The 17919-nt window shown below is 72.0% G+C and carries 20 protein-coding genes; 9 read left to right on the plus strand and 11 right to left on the minus strand.

Features of this window, described 5'->3' with window-relative positions:
* Positions 1 to 30 precede the first annotated feature (30 nt).
* Positions 31 to 1020 (plus strand): aldo/keto reductase, encoded by a 990-nt coding sequence (locus ABZ956_RS18825; protein WP_361894406.1) that lies wholly within the window; start codon positions 31 to 33, stop codon positions 1018 to 1020.
* A gap of 81 nt (positions 1021 to 1101) precedes the next feature.
* On the opposite strand, the gene ABZ956_RS18830 is transcribed toward ABZ956_RS18825, so the two are convergent.
* Entirely contained in the window at positions 1102 to 1791 is a 690-nt protein-coding gene (locus ABZ956_RS18830) for a GDSL-type esterase/lipase family protein (RefSeq protein ID WP_361894409.1), read from the minus strand.
* 186 nt (positions 1792 to 1977) lie between these two features.
* Between ABZ956_RS18830 and ABZ956_RS18835 the strand changes: the two genes are divergently transcribed.
* The 4 genes from ABZ956_RS18835 to ABZ956_RS18850 all read left to right on the plus strand — a co-directional run bounded on the left by ABZ956_RS18835 (position 1978) and on the right by ABZ956_RS18850 (position 6109).
* Positions 1978 to 2526, plus strand: coding sequence for a dihydrofolate reductase family protein (locus tag ABZ956_RS18835; RefSeq protein ID WP_361894413.1), 549 nt, complete (start codon positions 1978 to 1980; stop codon positions 2524 to 2526).
* A 258-nt stretch (positions 2527 to 2784) separates the two neighbouring features.
* A complete protein-coding gene (locus ABZ956_RS18840; RefSeq protein WP_361894416.1) occupies positions 2785 to 3375 on the plus strand; it encodes a hypothetical protein in 591 nt (196 codons plus the stop codon).
* Positions 3376 to 3523: 148 nt separating this feature from the next.
* Entirely contained in the window at positions 3524 to 4756 is a 1233-nt protein-coding gene (locus ABZ956_RS18845) for a GNAT family N-acetyltransferase (protein WP_361894419.1), read from the plus strand.
* A 150-nt stretch (positions 4757 to 4906) separates the two neighbouring features.
* Entirely contained in the window at positions 4907 to 6109 is a 1203-nt protein-coding gene (locus ABZ956_RS18850) for a cytochrome P450 (RefSeq protein ID WP_361894422.1), read from the plus strand.
* Here ABZ956_RS18850 and ABZ956_RS18855 read toward each other — a convergent pair.
* Positions 6086 to 6322: a hypothetical protein gene (locus ABZ956_RS18855; RefSeq protein WP_361894425.1), complete on the minus strand. Its 237-nt coding sequence runs from the start codon at positions 6320 to 6322 to the stop codon at positions 6086 to 6088. The two genes, ABZ956_RS18850 and ABZ956_RS18855, sit on opposite strands and share 24 nt — an antisense overlap.
* Positions 6319 to 6564 carry a hypothetical protein gene (locus tag ABZ956_RS18860; RefSeq protein WP_361894428.1) on the minus strand — a complete coding sequence of 82 codons (246 nt, stop codon included), beginning with the start codon at positions 6562 to 6564 and terminating at the stop codon, positions 6319 to 6321. Before ABZ956_RS18860 ends, ABZ956_RS18855 begins: the two co-directional genes overlap by 4 nt.
* Positions 6565 to 6728: 164 nt before the next feature.
* Between ABZ956_RS18860 and ABZ956_RS18865 the strand changes: the two genes are divergently transcribed.
* Positions 6729 to 6956, plus strand: a complete 228-nt coding sequence (locus tag ABZ956_RS18865; protein WP_361894431.1) for a GntR family transcriptional regulator — start codon at positions 6729 to 6731, stop codon at positions 6954 to 6956.
* Positions 6957 to 7085: 129 nt separating this feature from the next.
* Positions 7086 to 8642 (plus strand): alpha/beta hydrolase, encoded by a 1557-nt coding sequence (locus ABZ956_RS18870; RefSeq protein WP_361894434.1) that lies wholly within the window; start codon positions 7086 to 7088, stop codon positions 8640 to 8642.
* A gap of 13 nt (positions 8643 to 8655) precedes the next feature.
* Here ABZ956_RS18870 and ABZ956_RS18875 read toward each other — a convergent pair whose 3' ends face one another.
* Together ABZ956_RS18875 and ABZ956_RS18880 are read right to left on the minus strand one after the other, a co-directional pair.
* Positions 8656 to 9204, minus strand: coding sequence for a hypothetical protein (locus ABZ956_RS18875; protein ID WP_361894437.1), 549 nt, complete (start codon positions 9202 to 9204; stop codon positions 8656 to 8658).
* Positions 9205 to 9273: 69 nt separating this feature from the next.
* A complete protein-coding gene (locus ABZ956_RS18880) occupies positions 9274 to 10242 on the minus strand; it encodes a helix-turn-helix domain-containing protein (protein ID WP_361894440.1) in 969 nt (322 codons plus the stop codon).
* A gap of 71 nt (positions 10243 to 10313) precedes the next feature.
* Here ABZ956_RS18880 and ABZ956_RS18885 point away from each other — a divergent pair, with 71 nt between their 5' ends.
* Positions 10314 to 11258 (plus strand): NADP-dependent oxidoreductase, encoded by a 945-nt coding sequence (locus tag ABZ956_RS18885; RefSeq protein ID WP_361894443.1) that lies wholly within the window; start codon positions 10314 to 10316, stop codon positions 11256 to 11258.
* Positions 11259 to 11351: 93 nt separating this feature from the next.
* On the plus strand, positions 11352 to 12116 hold the full coding sequence (locus ABZ956_RS18890; protein WP_361894446.1) for an alpha/beta hydrolase: 765 nt from the start codon (positions 11352 to 11354) through the stop codon (positions 12114 to 12116).
* 6 nt (positions 12117 to 12122) lie between these two features.
* On the opposite strand, the gene ABZ956_RS18895 is transcribed toward ABZ956_RS18890, so the two are convergent.
* The 6 genes from ABZ956_RS18895 to ABZ956_RS18920 all read right to left on the minus strand — a co-directional run bounded on the left by ABZ956_RS18895 (position 12123) and on the right by ABZ956_RS18920 (position 17918).
* Positions 12123 to 12518, minus strand: a complete 396-nt coding sequence (locus tag ABZ956_RS18895; protein WP_361894449.1) for a VOC family protein — start codon at positions 12516 to 12518, stop codon at positions 12123 to 12125.
* Between the two features lie 90 nt (positions 12519 to 12608).
* Entirely contained in the window at positions 12609 to 13163 is a 555-nt protein-coding gene (locus ABZ956_RS18900; protein ID WP_361894452.1) for a hypothetical protein, read from the minus strand.
* Positions 13164 to 13296: 133 nt separating this feature from the next.
* Positions 13297 to 13905, minus strand: coding sequence for a TetR/AcrR family transcriptional regulator (locus ABZ956_RS18905; RefSeq protein ID WP_361894455.1), 609 nt, complete (start codon positions 13903 to 13905; stop codon positions 13297 to 13299).
* On the minus strand, positions 13893 to 14636 hold the full coding sequence (locus tag ABZ956_RS18910; RefSeq protein ID WP_361894458.1) for an enoyl-CoA hydratase family protein: 744 nt from the start codon (positions 14634 to 14636) through the stop codon (positions 13893 to 13895). Before ABZ956_RS18910 ends, ABZ956_RS18905 begins: the two co-directional genes overlap by 13 nt.
* A gap of 16 nt (positions 14637 to 14652) precedes the next feature.
* Entirely contained in the window at positions 14653 to 15813 is a 1161-nt protein-coding gene (locus tag ABZ956_RS18915) for an acyl-CoA dehydrogenase family protein (protein WP_361894461.1), read from the minus strand.
* Positions 15810 to 17918 (minus strand): biotin carboxylase N-terminal domain-containing protein, encoded by a 2109-nt coding sequence (locus ABZ956_RS18920; RefSeq protein WP_361894464.1) that lies wholly within the window; start codon positions 17916 to 17918, stop codon positions 15810 to 15812. The genes ABZ956_RS18915 and ABZ956_RS18920 overlap by 4 nt, the downstream gene beginning before the upstream one ends.
* Position 17919 lies beyond the last annotated feature (1 nt).

Here is a 17919-nt window from a genome sequence, read left to right on the forward strand (position 1 = left end):
GAGCGGACTCCAAGGCGTTGGCTAAAGCGCATGGAGTACACGCAGCTCGGACGCACGGGACTCAAGGTCAGCCGACTCGTCCTCGGCACCATGAACTTCGGCCCGGAGACCGGAGAAGCCGACAGCCACACCATCATGGACGCCGCCCTCGACGCGGGCCTGAACTTCTTCGACACCGCCAACGTCTACGGCTGGGGCGAGAACAAGGGCCGTACCGAGGAGATCATCGGCAGCTGGTTCGCCCAGGGCGGCGGCCGCCGTGACAAGGTCGTCCTCGCCACCAAGGTGTTCGGCGGAATGAACCCCGAGGGGGAGCCGTGGCCCAACGAGGACCGGCTCTCCGCGCTCAACATCCGGCGGTCCGTCGAGGCCAGCCTCAAGCGGCTGCGCACGGACCACATCGACCTCTACCAGTTCCACCACATCGACCGCCTGACCCCCTTCGAGGAGATCTGGCAGGCCATCGACGTCCTCGTCCAGCAGGGGAAGATCCTCTACGCCGGTTCCTCGAACTTCCCCGGCTACAAGATCGCCCAGGCGAACGAGCTCGCCGCCCGGCGCGGCACCGTCGGCCTCGTCAGCGAGCAGTGCCTGTACAACCTCGCCGAGCGCCGTGCCGAGATGGAGGTCATCCCGGCCGCGCGGGAGTACGGCCTCGGCGTCATCCCCTGGTCGCCGCTGCACGGCGGCCTGCTCGGCGGCGTGATCAGGAAGGAGGCCGAGGGCGGGCGCCGCGCATCCGGCCGCTCGGCGCAGGCCCTCGCCGACACGGCCGTCCGCGCGCAGATCCAGGCGTACGAGGACCTGCTCGCCAAGCACGGCATCGAGCCCGGTGAGGCGGCGCTGGCCTGGCTGCTCGCCCAGCCCGGTGTCACCGGCCCGATCGTCGGCCCGCGCACCCTGGACCAGCTCAAGAGCGCGCTGCGGGCGCTGGAGCTGGAGCTGGGCGAGGAGGTCCTGACCTCGCTGGACGAGATCTTCCCGGGGCCGGGTCCCTCGCCGGAGGCGTTCGCGTGGTGAGCGCCGGCTGAGGCAGAGACTGAGGCAGAGGCAGCGCTCCGGTTCGGGTCGGGGCCCGGCGTACGGCCGGGCCCCGGTGCCTCAGGGGGCGGCGGGAACGTACGGGCCGCCCACGTCCCACGCCTGGTGCAGCGCGGCGGCGAACGCGGCGGCGATGCGGTGCTCGCCGCTGACGCCGGGGTGCGTCCCGTCGTAGGTGTCGCGGTCGATGTCCCAGTCCTCGGGGTGGGAGGCGAGCAGCAGCGGCGAGCCGGGTTCGTCGAGGTCGGCCACGGCCTTGCCCAGCAGCTCGTTGAAGCGCTCGCACTCGGCGGCGAAGGACGGCTCGGTGAAGGCCCGGATGTTGGGAATCACCGGCATCAGCACGGCCCGCAGCCGGGGATTGGCCTCCCGGGCCTCCGCGAAGAAGCGCCGGACGTTGGCGGCGGTCTGCTCGGCGTCGGTGTAGAAGCCGAGGTCTATGAGGCCGAGGGAGATCAGCAACGTGTCGGCCTTCCCCTGCCGCACGGCGTCCCCGACGAGCGGCGCCATGTGCAGCCAGCCCTCGCCCCAGCCCGCCAGGTGCGCGCGGGAGCGCTCGGGGAAGCCCGGGTCGCCGTAGTCGAGCGAGCCGGCGGCACCGGTGGCGGGGTCGTACAGCTCCCGGCGCGGCCCGACGATCTTGTACGGCCCGCCGTAGGAGGCGTTGAGGTGCTGCCACATGCGGTAGCGCCACGTGTAGTCGCCGGCGCTACCGACAGTCATCGAGTCGCCGACGAACATGATCCGCATACCCCCATCTTCCCAGGTCGCCCGCGGACGCGGGTACGTGACGGTGGCCACGCTCGGTGAGGTCCGGGCCGGTTGTCAGTGGGGTGCCCTAGGTTGATCAGCAGGTCGCGGGACGTCCTGGTGGGGCGTCTGCCGCAGTGCCGTCGTGTCGTTGTGTTGGTGTGTTGGTGTGCCTTGGGGGTCGCAATGAGCAAGATCGTCGCGCTGGTCTATCTGTCGCTGGACGGCGTCATGGAGAACCCGGCCTGGACCGGCCCGTACTTCGACGAGGAGCACGGCGCCTACCAGCGCGAGCGGCTGTTCGCCTCGGACGCCCTGCTGCTGGGCCGCGAGACGTACGAGGGCTTCGTCAAGGCGTGGCCGGGCATGACGGACGAGGACGGCTTCGCCGACCGCATGAACTCCATGCCCAAGCACGTCGTCAGCACCACGCTGGAGACGACGGAGTGGAACGCGACCCTGGCCAAGGGCGGCGATGACCTCGCCCAGGAGGTCGCCGCCCTCAAGGAGCGGTACGAGCGGGACGTCCTCGTCTACGGCAGCGGCGCTCTGATCCGCTCGCTCGTGGCCGAGGGCCTGGTGGACGAGCTGAAGCTGTGGATCCACCCGGTCGTGGTCGGCGAGGGCAAGCGGCTCTTCCCGGAGGGCACGGGGATGTCGCAGTGGACGCCGGCCGGGACGAGGACGTTCAGCTCCGGCGCGCTGATACTCGACTACCGCCCGAGCGGCGCGTAGTCGGGCCCGAGGGGGGAGCCGGTCGGGGGGCCGGGGCCCGAGGGGGGATCGGGGGGAATCGGGGGATCAGGGGGGGGCGGCGGTGGGGTCGGTTCTCCGCCGTGCGGGGGAGGTGGGGGTACGGCCGGGGGACCAGGGGGAGGTCCCGGAATCCGGCCGGACGGCGGACGGCTCCCGTGCGGACGGAGGACGCCCGGGGGCCGGCCCGCCGGCCATGATCGTGGAGCAGATCACGCCGCTCCCGATCGGAGAACCGCCGTGCGGAACAAGCCCCTTCGCGCCGCCGCCCTCATCGCCCTCGCGACCGCGCTGACCGTCCCGGCCGGTGCCGCGGTGGCGGACGCCACGCCGCCGCCCCCGCCCAGGGCGGAGCGGACGACCCACTCGTCCCTCCAGGGCACGGCCAGAATGGACTACCCGGTGGCCGAGGAGGACGTCCGGGTCTCGGTCGACGCCCACAGCACCTTCGACCAGGGCAACAAGCCCCTCACGTCCCGGGGTACGTTCCGGATCTCCCACAAGCAGGCCGGGCCGGACGGCAAAGTGCGGGACTACTGGGGCGAATTCAAGGTCGACTGCCTGACCACCGGCGGCCCCACCGCGACGGTGACCGGCACCCTCGAACGCACCAGCCCGGGCCACCCCTGGCGGACCCACCTCGACCCGAACGTCCGCATGGGCGTCAGCTTCTACGTCCCGGAGCCGGGCAAGGGCGGCGGCCCCGCCCGCATCGGGCTGTCCGGGGCCGCGTTGAAGGCGGAGAAGAAGCCGCCGCTCACCCCGTGCATGGCACCGGCGGCCGACTCGGCGGTCATCGCCGGCGGCTACACCCTCAAGGACCGGCGCTGAGGCGTGTCCGACGGACCGCGCGACCAGGAGGCCACCCGCAGCACAATGGCCCGGCCGTAATTCGCTTGCCCTGGCCACGTACCGACGCTGCACTGTGGCGGGACACCACGAGTCGTGGTGCCGGCATCCCGCGGAGGCAGTGGCAGCAATGGAGATCCGTCCCACGACCGACAAGGACCTCGACGTCTTCGTCGACACACTCCATGCCGCGTTCGGGCTCTTCCCGGAAACCCCGGCCGAGGACGGCGGCGGGGTCTGGTGGGCGGCCCTCGAAACGGACCGCAACCTGCTCGCCATGACGGCGGACGGGCGGCCCGTCGGCACCGCCGGCGCGTACTCCTTCGAGCTCACCCTGCCCGGCGGGATCGTCGTCCCGGCCGCCGGGGTCTCCTGCGTCGGCGTCCTGCCCTCGCACCGACGCCAAGGCGTGCTGCGCGCGATGATGCGACATCAGCTCCACGAGCTGCGGGCCCGAGGAGAGTTCCTCTCCGTACTGCTGGCCTCCGAGGCCGTGATCTACCGCAGATTCGGGTACGGACCGGCGACTTACACGCAGCGGCTGACCGTGCCGCGCCACCAGGCCGCCCTCGCCCGCCCCCGGGCACGTGGAACGGCCGACACCCCGGCGACCGGATCGGACACCGGCTCGGTCGAGCTGCTGCGGCGTGCCGAGTGCGGCGAGATCCTGGAAGAGGTCTACGACCGGTACCGCCGCGCGCAGCCCGGCGCGCTGTCCCGGCCGCACCGCTGGTGGGCCCTCGGCGCGGGGCAGCCCCCGGTCTCTCCGGCACCGCGCTACGTCGCCGTCCACCGTGACACCGACGGCGTCCCCGACGGATACGCCAGCTACTCCGTCGAGTCCGGCACCCTGACGGTCGACGAGACCATCGCCACCGACGACGCCGTCTCCACGGCCCTGGCCCGGTTCGTGCTCGGCCACGACCTGGTCACCCAGGTCGTGTTCAAGCACGTCCAGCCCGAGCACCCGCTGCGCTGGCAGCTCGCGGACTTCCGCACCGGCCAGGTGAGCGACGACACGGACTGGCTCTGGGTGCGGCTGCTGGACGTCCCGCGTGCGCTGACCGCGCGCGGCTGGTTCACCGACGGCGCGCTCGTCCTCGACGTCGACGACCCGTTCCTCGGCGAGCACGGCCGCTACCTGCTGACCGTCCGGGACGGCAAGGCCGACTGCGTCCCGACGGGCCGGGAGCCCGACCTGTCCCTGGACGTGAGCGACCTGGGCTCGGTCTACCTCGGCGGCACCGCCCCCAGCACGCTCATACGCGCCGGACACATCCGGGCCCACCGCCCGGGCGCGGCCACCCTCGCCGACGCCCTCTTCCGCGCCGACCGCCCCCCGCACTGCCTGCACTGGTTCTGACCGCGGTCGGTGCCTTGGCCCTCCACACCAACCAGGGTCATTTTTCATGCCTTGTACCGCTTCGCCGGTCCAGACGTTAGGCTCGTACCAGCTGATATCACGTTATTCCCGTCGAATGGCGGCGGATCTCCGCCCCTTCGGGAGGCTCCCATGGCCGATCGCGTCGAACCCGTGACGTGCCCCTTCGACTTCAGTGAAAGCCTCGACTTCGACCCTCTCTTCCGGCAGCTCATGGCGCTCGGACCGGTCGTCCGCGTCCGCCTTCCGTACGGCGAGGACGCGTGGCTCGTCACCACCTTCGACGGGGTGAAGAAGGTGACCACGGACCCCAGGTACAGCCGCGCCGCCATCGTCGGCCTCAACTACCCACGGCTGACGCCCGAGCCCATCGTGTCACCCGAGTCCATCAACGTGATGGACCCGCCCCGCAGCACCCGGTTGCGCCGCCTGGTGACCAGCGCCTTCACCACCCACACCGTCGAGCGCATGCGACCCGCCGTCCAGCGCGTCGTCGACGACCTGCTGCTGCGGATGGCCGAGCACGGGCCTCCCCTGGACATCGCGCGCCACTTGTCCGAGCCGCTGCCTCACCACACCATCTGTGAACTGCTGGACATCCCGTCGGCGGACAGGGCCGAACTCCAGCACAAGACGCATCAGATGCTCGCCATCGCCCCCGAGGCACGGGAGACCTCCGCACGGGCCAAGGCCGACCTGCGGGCCTACTTCACCGACCTGGCCACCGCCCGGCGCCGCACGCCCGGCAGCGACCTCATCAGCACGCTCGCCACCGCACACGACCGAGGCGACCGGCTGACGGACCAGGAACTGGCCGTGATGGCCGTGACCCTCATCCTCAGCGGCCACGACACGGCCAGCTGCCAGATCAGCAACATCGTCTACGTACTGCTCACCAACCCCCAGCTCACCGCCCTCCTGCGCGACCAACCGGAAACGCTGCCCCGGGCCCTGGAAGAGCTGCTGCGCATCATTCCCTTCCGCAAGGGCATCGGCATCCCGCGCGTGGCGATGGAGGACACCGAGCTGGCCGGCGTTCCCATCCGCGCGGGGGAGTTCGTGCACGTCTCCTACCTCACCGCCAACCGCGACCCGGCCGCGTTCACGAGCCCCGACGTCCTCGACCCCCACCGACCGCCCCATCCGCACATGACGTTCGGATGGGGCGGTCACCGCTGTCTCGCGGCACCACTGGCCAGGACGGAACTGGAGATCGCGATCCGCTCCCTCCTCGACCGCTTCCCACGGCTCGCTCTCGCCGTCCCCGCCGACGAACTGCGGTGGGACACCCGGACCATCCGGCGCTTTCCCCTAGAACTCCCCGTGCGATGGTGACGTGAGCAAGGGCCCGTGCTCACGCTCCGCCGCGGCGAATCGTCGCCTCTCCGCCGGCTCGGGGGCCCGCAGGTTCGTGGCGTGCGCCCGCCAGCTGTAGCCGTTGGGGTGCTGGAGCCGGACGAGACCGTCGGCCGACTCGGTCACCGCGCCGACCCCACCACTGAACGTATCCACGGCGACGGTCCCCAACTCGACGCGCAGCACACTCATTTGCCCCACCGCCCCCGCGTGTTGACCGCCCGCACCTTCGCGCTGAGCCGCTCGGCATCGGTGAGGGTCCGTACGGCCCCGACTTCCGCCGCGGGCTGCTGCTGTGACCACATGCCGCTGGTGTGCGGCAGGGAGATGACGGCGGGTTGGGGTGGACGCGGTGGCGTGGGCCGGGGAGGGGGCGCGGTCTTCGTCAACCGCGCTCTCGTCCACGCGAGGAGTCGGGCGATACGCTCGTGCATGTCATCAGCTCCTTGCAGGCTGGTGGCCATGCCCCGGGGCTGTTGCTGCAGCCGCCGGGGTTTTGGTTGGGTCATCCTAGAGCCCCCTTGAGGCACCTGTCTACACCTAGCTGACTAGAGTAGGCTCTATGTTCGGTTGCATACTCCTGCTTACAGTCAGCGGCGTGATGGAGTTTGACCCGACGCGGCCGAAGTGGATGCAGATCGCCGATGTGATCCGTAAGCGCATCGCCGATGGCGAATACGCGCCCGACCACCTCATCTCCGAGGTGCGGATGGAACAGGAATTCGGCGTCGCACGGACCACCGTGCGCAAGGTGACCGCCGCCCTCCGCGAAGAGGGCCTGATCGTCACCACGCCCGGCATGGGCTCGTTCGTCGCCCGGCGGTAGCCCCGAGACGACGCGCCGGGGGTATGGCGAAGTTCCCCTGGCAACACCTCCGTTGCGGTGGCTTGCCCCCCTGTGGACACGGGGGAGCGGCCCATGGGCCGCAGCGGCGGGGGCTTCTAGCTTCGGGGCATGAGAAAACGCACTGTGCTCACCGCCCTCGCCCTTTCCTTCAGCACCGTCGCCACGGGGACCGGCTTCGCCGCGAGCTCCGGGGCGTCCGCGAAGGGGGCATCGGAGCAGCGGGACGGGTTGGAGCGGTTCAGGCAGCAGAAGGTCGGCTGGGGTGAGTGCCGGGACAAGCAGCTGGCCCGGAGCGGGACCGAGTGTGCGCGGGTCGTCGTGCCGCTGGACTACAGCGACCCTGGCGGGCGGACGTTGGAGATCGCGATCTCGCGGATCAAGGCGAAGGCCGGCAAGGACGGCAAGGCCCGGGCGCGGCGCGGGATCCTGCAGACCAACCCGGGCGGGCCCGGCGGGCCGGGTCTGTCCATGCCGGCCGAGCTGCGCGAGCGGCTGAGCCCCGAGGTGGCGGCGGCCTACGACATCATCGGCATGGATCACCGCGGGGTCGGTGAGAGCACCCCGTTGGACTGCGGGCGGGTGCGGGCGACCTGGATACGGTCGTCCGGAAGCGACCGGGCCGGGTTCGAGGAGAGCGTACGGCTGGCGCGGCAGGACGCCCGGAAGTGCGCGGAGAAGTACTCCGGCAGCCTGCGCCACTACTCGACCCGCAACATCGCCCGCGACGTCGATATCGTCCGCGCCGTGCTCGGCGAGCGCCGGACGTCCTGGTTCGGCCAGTCGTACGGCACGGTGCTCGGCGCGACCTATGCGCAGATGTTCCCCGGGCGGGTCGACCGGCTGGTGCTGGACAGCGCGCCCGACCCGGCCAAGTACGGCACCATGCGCATCATCCAGGACTTGGGGCCCGCCAATGAGAAAGCCCTGGACGAATTCGCCGCGTGGGCCGCGCGCCGCCACGAGCAGTACCGTCTCGGCGCCACGCCCGCCGCGGTCCGCGGCACCGTGGAGGGGCTCGTGCGGCGGGCCATGGCGGAGCCGGTCAAGGTCGGCCCGTACCGGCTGGACGGGTACGCCGCTCTGCCCCTCCTGCTCTTCGACCTGGTCGTGGACGCCCACAACGACGAGCGGCTGGCCGAGATCGTGCGGTATCTCCTCGACGCCGCCGACGGCAAGCCGGGCAGGCCCCATCCGTACGTGCTGGACATACTCAAGACGCTGTCGGATCCGGTGGGCAGCGGCAGGAGCTCCGGGATCTCCGGTCAGCTCGCGGTGCTGTGCGCCGACAGCGCCCTGCCCCGGGACCCCGAGTGGTACTGGAAGGCCATTGAACGCTCCCGCGCCGGGCAGCCGGTCTTCGGCCCGGTCCTCAACGGCCCGTTACCGTGCGCCTTTTGGAAGGACCGCTCCCGCGAGAAGCCGACGGAGATCAACAACAAGGTGCCGGCGCTCCAGCTTCAGGCGACCGTGGACACCCGCACCCCGTACGAGGAGGGGATCGGCATGCACCGGGCCATGCGCGGCTCGGTCCTGGTGACCGTTCCGGCCCGTACGCACGCTGTGGTCGTCTCCCGCCCCGGCACCTGCGCGGACAAGGCGGTCGACGACTACCTGCTGCGGGGCGCCCTGCCCGCGCGGGACATCACCTGTCGGCCGGCGGCCTGAGCGCCGCGGCCGGTCAGGAAGCGGCGTTGGAGGGGGCGGCGGGCGGGAGCTGGGGGACGGGAGGGGTGTGCAGGGCGGGGGGTTGCAGTTCGGCCAGGACCAGGGCGCTGGAGGGGATGGCGGCGCGCATCTCCAGCAGGCCGACGAGAGCGGTGTAGAGCCGGTCGACGCCCTCGTACGTCTCGTGGGCGAGGACCAGGCGGGCGCGGGTCTCCAGGTTCTGCCACGCGTAGCGCCGGCGCAGGTTGGCCATCTGCCGGGCGTCGGCGCGCAGGAAGCCCGATCCGGCCGAGAAGCCCGCCGCCAGCAGCGCCAGGACGGCCGCCGGTACGCGGGCCCCGGCCGAGGCCAGTCCGGCGGCGCCGGAGATCCCGGCCAGGACGGCCGCAGGGAATCCCAGAAAAAGGAAGGTTGCGTTCCATAACTTGCTGCGCCGCTGGGCGCGCCGGGCCCCGATGCGCGCCTCGTCGGCTATCTTCTCGACTTCCGCCCTGAGGTGGCGCACGCGCTCGGCCGTGGTGTCGGGTGGGGGTGTGGTCGGCGTGTCAGCGTTGTCCGGCACGGATTCCCTCGCGAGTCGGTAAGTGGTCCGATTCCGCCGGAGTTTAGGGCAGCGGCGCCGGACGCGGGGTCAGGCCGGTGCCGACGCCCGGAACGTACGGCGGTAGGCCCCCGGGGAGACGCCGATGGCGGCGTGCAGGTGCTGCCGGAGCGTGGCGCCGGTGCCGAAGCCGACGCGTTCGGCGATGCGGTCCACCGGCAGGTCGCTGCTCTCCAGCAGGTGCCGGGCCATGTCGACGCGCTGCTGCGTGAGCCACTGCCCCGGGCTCAGCCCGACCTCGGCCCTGAAACGCCGGGTGAACGTGCGGCGGCTCATGCCCGCGTGGTCCGCCAGGTCGGCCAGCTGGAGGGGCTCGTGGAGGCGGTCGAGTGCCCAGGCGCGGGTCGCGGACGTCCCGGTGCCGGTGCTCGGCGGCACCGGCCGTTCCACGTACTGCGCCTGGCCGCCCTCGCGCTGCGGGGGGACGACGCAGCGCCGGGCCACCTGGTTGGCGACCGCGCTGCCGTGGTCCAGCCGGATCAGGTGCAGGAGCAGGTCGATGCCCGAGGCGGCACCGGCCGAGGTCAGCACGCGGCCGGCGTCGACGAACAGCACGTCGGCGGCGAGGTCCACCCGGGGGTACAGCCGTCGGAACCGGTCGGCGTAGTGCCAGTGCGTGGCCGCGGTGCGGCCGTCCAGCAGGCCGGCCGCCGCCAGGAGGAACGTGGCGATGCAGATGCCCACGATCCGGGCCTCGGGGCGGATCAGGGCCAGCGCCTCGGCCGTGCGGCGCGGGAGCGCGTCCCTGTCGACGATCTCGGTGAACCCCTCGGAGGCCGGGATCACGACGGTGTCGGCGCCGGCCAGCGCCGACGCGTCGCGTTCCACCGAGATCGAGAAGTCGGCGGAGGTCCGGACGGGCCGTCCGTCGACCGAGCAGGTGACCACCTCGTAGAGCGGCCGGTCCGCGGAGTCGGTGGCGACCCCGAACAGCTTCGACGCCAGGCTCAGCTCGAACGGGATGACTCCGTCCAAGGCCAGGACCACTACACGACGCATGGCCCAATGCTTGCACATCATGGCCGTCGGGCCACTGTCGGTGCAGGTGGGCGCAGGCTGATCCTGAACGCATGACCAAGATGAAGGCGATCAGCCAGAACACGTACGGCGGCCCGGACGTCCTGCACGAGGTGGAGATCGACCGCCCGGCCCCCGGCCCGTCCGAGGTGCTCGTCCGCGTCCGGGCGGCGGGCATGAACCCGACCGACTGGAAGCACCGCCGGTTCAGCGGCTTCCTGGACCGCCTGCCGCTCGTGCTCGGCTGGGACGTCTCCGGTGTCGTGGAGGAGGTGGGGACGGGCGTGACCATCCACCAGGCCGGCGACGAGGTGTTCGGCATGCTGCCCTACCCGTACGGCGTCGGCTCGTTCGCCGAATACGTGGTCGCCCCGGCACGTGCGCTGGTCCGCAAGCCGGAGGCCATCGACCACGTCCAGGCGGCCGCGCTTCCCCTGGCCGGTCTGACCGCCTGGCAGACCCTGGTGGACGCCGGGGACGTGCGGCCGGGCCAGCGCGTCCTGATCCATGCCGCGGCGGGCGGCGTGGGCCACCTCGCGGTGCAGATCGCCAAGGAGCGGGGCGCGTACGTGATCGGCACGGCCAGCGCCCCCAAGCACGCGCTCCTGCGCGAGCTCGGTGCCGACGAACTGATCGACTACCGCACCCGGGACTTCACCGGGATCGCCCCCGTCGACCTGGTCTTCGACACGATCGGCAACGACACGGCCGTCCGCTCGCTCGACGTCCTCAAGCCGGGCGGTCAGCTGATCTCCATCGCGATCAGGGAACTCCCCGAGGACCTCCCCGAGCGGGCCGCGGCCCGCGGAGTACGGGCCTACCCCCTCCTCGTCGAGGCCGACCAGGCGAGCATGCGGGCGATCCGCGACCTGGCCACCGCGGGCAAGCTCAAGGCCGTCATAGAGGCCCACTTCCCGCTCACCCGGGCCGCCGAGGGCCACACGCTCGGCGACACCGGCCGGGTCACGGGGAAGGTCGTCCTCACGGTGCCCGAGTAGGGGGCGTTGACCCGGTCTTCAGGTGGTCGTCAGACTTGTCGCCCGCGGCCCTGGGCAACGGCGCCCGCGGCCACCTCATGACCGGGGAGCATCGTGACAGGACAGGTCATTCCGTACGAGGTACAGGGCAGCGGCTCCGGGCGTGCGGTCGTGCTGCACAACTGGTTCGGGGACCGGACGAGCTTCGCGCCGATGCGGGAGCATCTGGACGGGGAGCGGTTCAGCTACGCGTTCGTGGACTGCCGGGGGTACGGAGAGGCGATCGACGCCGACGGCGACTTCACCATGGAGGAGGTCGCCGGGGACGCCCTCGCCGTGGCCGACCGCCTGGGGTGGGAGACGTTCTCGGTCATCGGCCACTCCATGGGCGCCAAGGCCGCCCAACTCATGCTGCTGGACGCGCCGTCGAGGATCCGCTCGGTCGTCGGCATCTCACCGGTGGCCGCGTCGGGCTTCCCGCTCGAAGGGGAGGTGTGGGAGCTGTTCGCCGGTGCGGCGAAGGACCCCGGGAGCCGCAGGGCCATCATCGACAACACCACCGGCGGGCGGCGCGACGACGCCTGGCTGGACGCCATGGTGAGCCGCTCGATGCGCCACTCCTCGCCCGCCGCCTTCCGCGCGTACCTGGACTCGTGGGCGCGCACCGACTTCCACGAGCGGGTGGCGGGCAACCGGACCCCGGTCCTCCTGGTCGTCGGCGCGCATGACCCGGCGCTGGGGGCCGAGGCCATGCGGGCGACCTGGTTGCAGTGGTACCCGAACGCCGAGCTCGAGGTGCTGCCGGACGCGGGGCACTATCCGCCGGAGGAGTCCCCCGGGGCGCTCGCCGCGGCCATCGAGGGGTTCCTGGGCCGCTGACGCGCGTCAGCCCCCGGTGGCGGCGCGTTCCGCCGCGCTGCGCTCGAGGCAGAACTCGTTGCCGGCCGGGTCGGCGAAGACCACCCAGCCGGTGCCGTCGGGGTTGCGCCGGTCGTCGAGGACGGTCGCGCCGAGCGCCGTCAGCCGCTTCACCTCCTCCTCCCGCGGCCCGTCGGGCTGCAGGTCCAGGTGCACCCGGTTCTTGAGCGTCTTGGCCTCGGGCACCCGCAGGAACAGCAGGCCCGGCTGCCCGTCGGGCGTCGTCAGGGCCACTTCACCGTCACCCGGCCGGTACTCGGGGTCGACCGGATGGCCGGTCACCCCGCTCCAGAACACGGCCAGGTCGTACGGCTCGTGCGGCGGCGCGCAGTCGAAGCTGATGTTGCGGACGAGGGATGTCACTCGATCTCCTTGGGGGCGCGTGCGGTCCGCGCCGGACTGTACCGGGGCCGCGTCACCGACGCGGCCCCGGCGATCAGCCAAGTGGTGCCGTCAGCACGGCCTGACGTACCAGATCGGCTCCCAGTAGTAGGACGGGTTGTACGAGGGCGCCCCCACCGTGGTGGTGACGACATTGCGGTTGCGGTCCTTGAGCCTGGCCTGGGTGCCGGGGGTCTGGTTGTTGAGCCAGGAGCCGTAGCCGCGCCAGTTGGAGAGGGCGTGGTCCTTGCAGTAGTACAGGTCGAGCTGGTCACCGGTGAAGTTCTGGCCCCGGAACATGCAGAACCGTTCGTAGCGGCACTCGGCGAACTTCGCGTTCGCGGAGCTCAGGTCGCGGGCCTTCTTCTCGCCGGGCAGGGCGAGCGTGAGGCTGGCGCCGTCCAGCTCTATCTTGTTGGCGGCCACCTGCCTGCCGCCCCCGCGGGCGAGGTAGTCGTCGACTCTGCTCTGCAGCTCCTTCGCCTGCGCGCCGCTCAGGCCCGCCTTCTTCGCCTGGGCACCGAAGTCCGCGGTGCCGGCGGCCGAAGCCGTGCCGGACGTGCCGATCAGTGAGCCCGCCAGTGCCGTCGCCGCGAACACCATCGCGGCCGATGTGCGGAGTGCCATTCGAGATTCCCCCTCATGGATCCCGAGCCGGCACCCACCGCCCTTGCGGTGGGCATGCCAGCAGTGTCCACAGGGCGGTCGCCATGTCCAAGCCGTTCGGCGGTGTTCGAAACGCGCTGGTGGCGCCCGTCCGTCAGTCGTCCAGCGCGTCGTCCAGGATCCGCACCCACTGCTCCACCACGCGCCGGCGCCGCGCCCGGTCGTCCGTCAGGAGCGTCGCCAGCCCCAGCCCGCGCGCCATGTCCAGCAGACCCTGCACCGTCTCCCGCACGCCGGGCACCTTCTCGTCCGCGCCCAGCAGCTCCACCGCCATGCGGTGGGTCTCCCGGCCGACGCGCGCCTCCAGGTCCGTCACGCGCGAGCGCAACTGCGAACGGTCGTGGGAGGCGGCCACCCACACCTGCAGCGCGGCCCGGAACAGGGGACCGGTGTACAGCTCGACCAGCTCGGTGACGACGACATACCGGCGCGCCGGCCCCAGCACGGGCGACGCCGCCACCACCAGCTCCCGCAGCGCGGCCGACCGCTCCTCCGCCACGTACTCGACCGCCGCCGTGAAGAGGTCCTCGCGGGTGGGGAAGTGGTGCTGTGCCGCGCCCCTGGACACACCCGCCCGCTCGGCGACCACGGACACCGTCGAGCCCGCCCACCCGTACTCCGCCAGGCACGCGATGGCCGCCTCCAGCAGACGCTGCCGCGTCGCCCGGCTCCGGTCCTGCTTGGGCCCGGTCAGCGCACCCACGACGGGTCCCTCTTCGCCAGGAACGCCGCCATGCCTTCCCGCGCCTCCGCCGACGCGAACAGCTGCCCCGACCGCTCGACCAGCTCCTCCGTATCCCGGTCGAAAGCACGCAGCACCTCCGCCGTGACCAGCCGCTTCGACGCGGCGAGCCCCTGCGGGGAACCGCGGCGCAGGCCCTCGAGCATCGGCCGCAGCGCCTCGTCCGGGCCCGCCCCGCCGGCCGCCAGCGTGATGAGGCCGATCCGCGCCGCCTCCTGCGGGCCGAAGCGTTCCCCCGTGAGGTAATAGCGCGCAGCCGCCCGGGCGTCGAGGCGCGGCAGCAGCGGCAGGGAGATGACGGCCGGGGCCAGCCCCAGCCGCGCCTCCGTGAAGGCGAACGTCGAAGCCCCGCTCGCCACCGCGATGTCGCACGCGCCCAACAGCCCCAGGCCCCCCGCCCGTACATGGCCGTCCACGCGCGCGACCACCACGGTGGGCAGCTCCACGATCGTCCGCAGCAGCCGCGCCAGCTCCAGCGGTCCCGTGGGCGCCGGCTCGCTCAGGTCCGCGCCCGCGCAGAAGGTGGTGCCGGAGTGGGTGAGAACCACAACACGGGTGCCGGCGTCGTCGCCGGCCCTCTCCAGGCCCTCCAGCAACTCGCCCACGAGACGGGACGAGAGGGCGTTGCGATTATCCGGCGAGTCCAGGGTCAACGTGGTGACGCCGTGCTCGTGCGAGCTGCGGACCAGCATGGCCAACCTCCTTCGGTCAGTAGGACTTGGGCAGGCCCAGCGTCTGATGCGAAACGTAGTTGAGGATCATCTCCCGGCTCACCGGCGCCACCCTCGTCACCCGTGCCGCGGTGATCAGCGAGGCCAGCCCGTACTCCGTGCTCAGCCCGTTGCCGCCGAGCGTGTGGACCGCCCGGTCGACGGCGTGGACCGCGGCCTCGGCGGCGGCGTACTTCGCCATGTTGGCGGCCTCGCCGGCGCCCGCGTCGTCACCGGCGTCGTAGAGGCGCGCGGCCTCGTACGTCATGAGCCGCGCCAGCTCGATCTCGATGTGCGACCGCGCGAGCGGATGGGCGATGGCCTGGTGCGCGCCGATCGGCTCGTCCCACACCTGGCGGGTACGGGCGTAGTCGACGGCCCGCGCGATCGCGTACCGGCCCATCCCGATCGCGAACGCCGCCGTCATGACGCGCTCCGGGTTGAGCCCGGCGAACAACTGCAGCAGCCCGGCGTCCTCGTCGCCCACCAGCGCGTCCGCCGGCAGCCGCACCTCGTCGAGGACGAGCTCGAACTGCTTCTCGGGGGACGCGACGTCCATGGGGATGAGGCGGCGCGTGAAACCGGGCGTGTCCCGGCCGACGACGAAGAGACAGGGCTTGAGCTTCCCACTGCGGGCGTCCTCGGTGCGGCCGACGATCAGCGTCGCGTCGGCGACGTCCACGCCGGAGATGAAGACCTTGCGGCCGGTGAGGATCCAGTCGTCGCCGTCGCGACGGGCCGTCGTGGCCAGGCGGTGGGAGTTGGAGCCGGCGTCGGGCTCGGTGATGCCGAACGCCATCCGTCGCGTGCCGGCGGCCAGACCGGGCAGCCAGGCGCGCTTCTGCGCCTCCGTGCCGAAGCGGGCGATGACGGTGCCGCAGATGGCGGGCGAGACGACCATGAGCAGCAGCGGACAGCCGGCCGCGCCCAGCTCCTCCAGGACGATGGCCAGTTCGGTGATCCCGCCGCCCCCGCCACCGTACTCCTGGGGAAGGTTCACGCCGAGGTAACCGAGCGCGCCGGCCTCGGCCCACAACTCGTCGGCATGTTCCCCCTTGCGAACGGCGTCGGCGAAGTACGCACGCCCGTAGCGCCCCGCGAGGGCGGCGACGGCCGCGCGCAGGGCACGCTGTTCGTCGGACTCGACCAGAGGGATCACGAGACTGTCTCCTCGAACTCGACGATGACGGCGAGCAATTCCCCAACCAAGACCTGGGCGCCGGGCACGGCGTGCAGCGCGGAGAGGGTTCCCGAGGCCGGCGCCACGACCCGGTGCTCCATCTTCATGGCCTCCAGCCACAACAACGCCTGCCCGGCCCGTACGGAAGCCCCCACGGCGACCCCGTCGGCCACCCGCACGACGGTGCCGGGCATGGGGGCGAGGAGAGAGCCGGGGTCGGCGGGCCCGGCGGGGTCGGGAAAACGGGAAAGAGGGGTGAGGGCGTACGAGCCGGCGTGCGGGGTGTCGACGTACACGACATCACCCCCATATGAGGCCACTTCGACGGCACGACGAACACCGTCCACCTCCAGCACCACCTGATCCCGGCCGGCGTGCAACAGCCGGACGCCAGGAAACCCCTCGGCCTCCAGCCCGTCACGGCCGAGGCGGTAGCGGACGGTATGAAGCCCCCCGGCAGCGCAGCGATAACTCTTGATCTGCGGCATGGAGAAAACATTGCGCCAGCCACCGAACCGATGACGACCCTGCGCGTCGGCGACGGCGGCGGCGAGGGCCGCCAACGGGGCGCCCTCGGCGGGCACGGTCAGCGCGGCCAGGTGGCGCGAGTAGAAGCCGGTGTCGGGCGCGCCCCGGGCGAACTCGGGGTGGCGCAGGGAACGAACCAACAGATCCCGATTGGTGACAGGCCCATGGATGCGAGCGCGCTCCAGAACAAAGGCAAGCTGACGAACAGCCTCAAGACGAGTGGGCGCCCAGACGACGACTTTGGCGAGCAGAGGATCGTAGTGAACGCCGACGAGGTCACCGTCAGAGAAACCGGAGTCGACGCGCAGACCGGCACGATCGTACGGACGGGAGGCGACGGGGCCGGAGGGGTGGGGGTCCGGGACGCTGTCGTGTATTTGCGGGCCCAAGGAGGGGGTGGGCGAAGGACGCCGGGTTCCGGGCCCGTAAATATACGGTCCCGGACCCCCACCCCGGAGGTCCCGGCGCCGGCCCCACGACGCCTCGGCCCCCACGGCCAGCCGGTGCACCACGCCCGTCTGCGGCAGCCAGTCGCGGGCCGGGTCCTCGGCGTACAGGCGGGCCTCCACCGCGTGCCCCGAGGCCGGCGGGGGCGAGCCCAGTGCCGCGCCCTCCGCGACGCGCAGCTGCAGCGCCACCAGGTCGACGCCGTACACGGCCTCGGTCACCGGGTGCTCGACCTGAAGACGCGTGTTCATCTCCAGGAAGTAGGACCGCCCGTCGACGACAAGAAACTCTGCTGTTCCCGCTCCCAGGTAACCGATCGCACGGGCAGCCGAAGTGGCGGCGTCACAGAGCCCGAGCACCACCTGCTCGGGCAGCCCCGGAGCCGGGGCCTCCTCGATCACCTTCTGGTGCCGTCGCTGCAGGGAACAGTCCCGGGTGCCCAGCGTCCACACCGTGCCGTGCGCGTCCGCGAGGAGCTGCACCTCCACGTGGCGCGCCCCCTGGAGGTACGGCTCCACAAAGACGTCACCGTCCCCAAAAGCACCCACAGCCTCAGCCCGCGCCGAAGCCAACGCCTCGTCCAGACCGGCCAGTTCCCGCACGACCCGCATCCCCCGCCCGCCCCCGCCCGCCGCGGCCTTGACCAGCACCGGCAGGTCGGCGGCGGTGACGGCCGCCGGGTCGAGGGGCGCGAGCAGCGGCACCCCGGCCCGCGCCATGACGCGCTTGGCGCGCGTCTTGGAGGCCATCGCCTCGATGGCCTCCGGCGGCGGCCCGATCCACACCAGTCCCGCCTCCCGCACCGCCCGCGCGAAGCCGGCGTTCTCGGACAGGAACCCGTACCCCGGATGCACGGCGTCGGCTCCTGCCGCCCGCGCGGCGGCGATCAGCAGGTCGCCCCGCAAGTACGTGTCCGCGGCCGCGCCCCCCGGCAGCCGCACCGCCGCGTCCGCCTCCCGGACGTGCCGGGCTCCGGCGTCGGGGTCGGAGTACACCGCCACCGTCGTGACGCCCAGCTCCCGGCAGGTACGAAAGACGCGGCAGGCGATCTCGCCCCGGTTGGCGACGAGCACCGAGGAGATGGCGGTCTCCTTCGCAGAAGAGAACACG

The sequence above is a fragment of the Streptomyces sp. NPDC046261 genome (assembly GCF_040646235.1).
Taxonomy (GTDB): Bacteria; Actinomycetota; Actinomycetes; order Streptomycetales; family Streptomycetaceae; genus Streptomyces.

Bases quoted from the DNA above. Each gene is read 5' to 3' on its own strand.
- ABZ956_RS18850 (WP_361894422.1), top strand. From the start codon at position 4,907: ATGGCCGATCGCGTCGAACCCGTGACGTGCCCCTTCGACTTCAGTGAA.
- ABZ956_RS18835 (WP_361894413.1), top strand. From the start codon at position 1,978: ATGAGCAAGATCGTCGCGCTGGTCTATCTGTCGCTGGACGGCGTCATG.
- ABZ956_RS18900 (WP_361894452.1), bottom strand. From the start codon at position 13,163: ATGGCACTCCGCACATCGGCCGCGATGGTGTTCGCGGCGACGGCACTG.
- ABZ956_RS18825 (WP_361894406.1), top strand. From the start codon at position 31: ATGGAGTACACGCAGCTCGGACGCACGGGACTCAAGGTCAGCCGACTC.
- ABZ956_RS18870 (WP_361894434.1), top strand. From the start codon at position 7,086: ATGAGAAAACGCACTGTGCTCACCGCCCTCGCCCTTTCCTTCAGCACC.
- ABZ956_RS18845 (WP_361894419.1), top strand. From the start codon at position 3,524: ATGGAGATCCGTCCCACGACCGACAAGGACCTCGACGTCTTCGTCGAC.
- ABZ956_RS18880 (WP_361894440.1), bottom strand. From the start codon at position 10,242: ATGCGTCGTGTAGTGGTCCTGGCCTTGGACGGAGTCATCCCGTTCGAG.
- ABZ956_RS18855 (WP_361894425.1), bottom strand. From the start codon at position 6,322: ATGAGTGTGCTGCGCGTCGAGTTGGGGACCGTCGCCGTGGATACGTTC.
- ABZ956_RS18860 (WP_361894428.1), bottom strand. From the start codon at position 6,564: ATGCACGAGCGTATCGCCCGACTCCTCGCGTGGACGAGAGCGCGGTTG.
- ABZ956_RS18910 (WP_361894458.1), bottom strand. From the start codon at position 14,636: ATGCTGGTCCGCAGCTCGCACGAGCACGGCGTCACCACGTTGACCCTG.
- ABZ956_RS18830 (WP_361894409.1), bottom strand. From the start codon at position 1,791: ATGCGGATCATGTTCGTCGGCGACTCGATGACTGTCGGTAGCGCCGGC.
- ABZ956_RS18885 (WP_361894443.1), top strand. From the start codon at position 10,314: ATGACCAAGATGAAGGCGATCAGCCAGAACACGTACGGCGGCCCGGAC.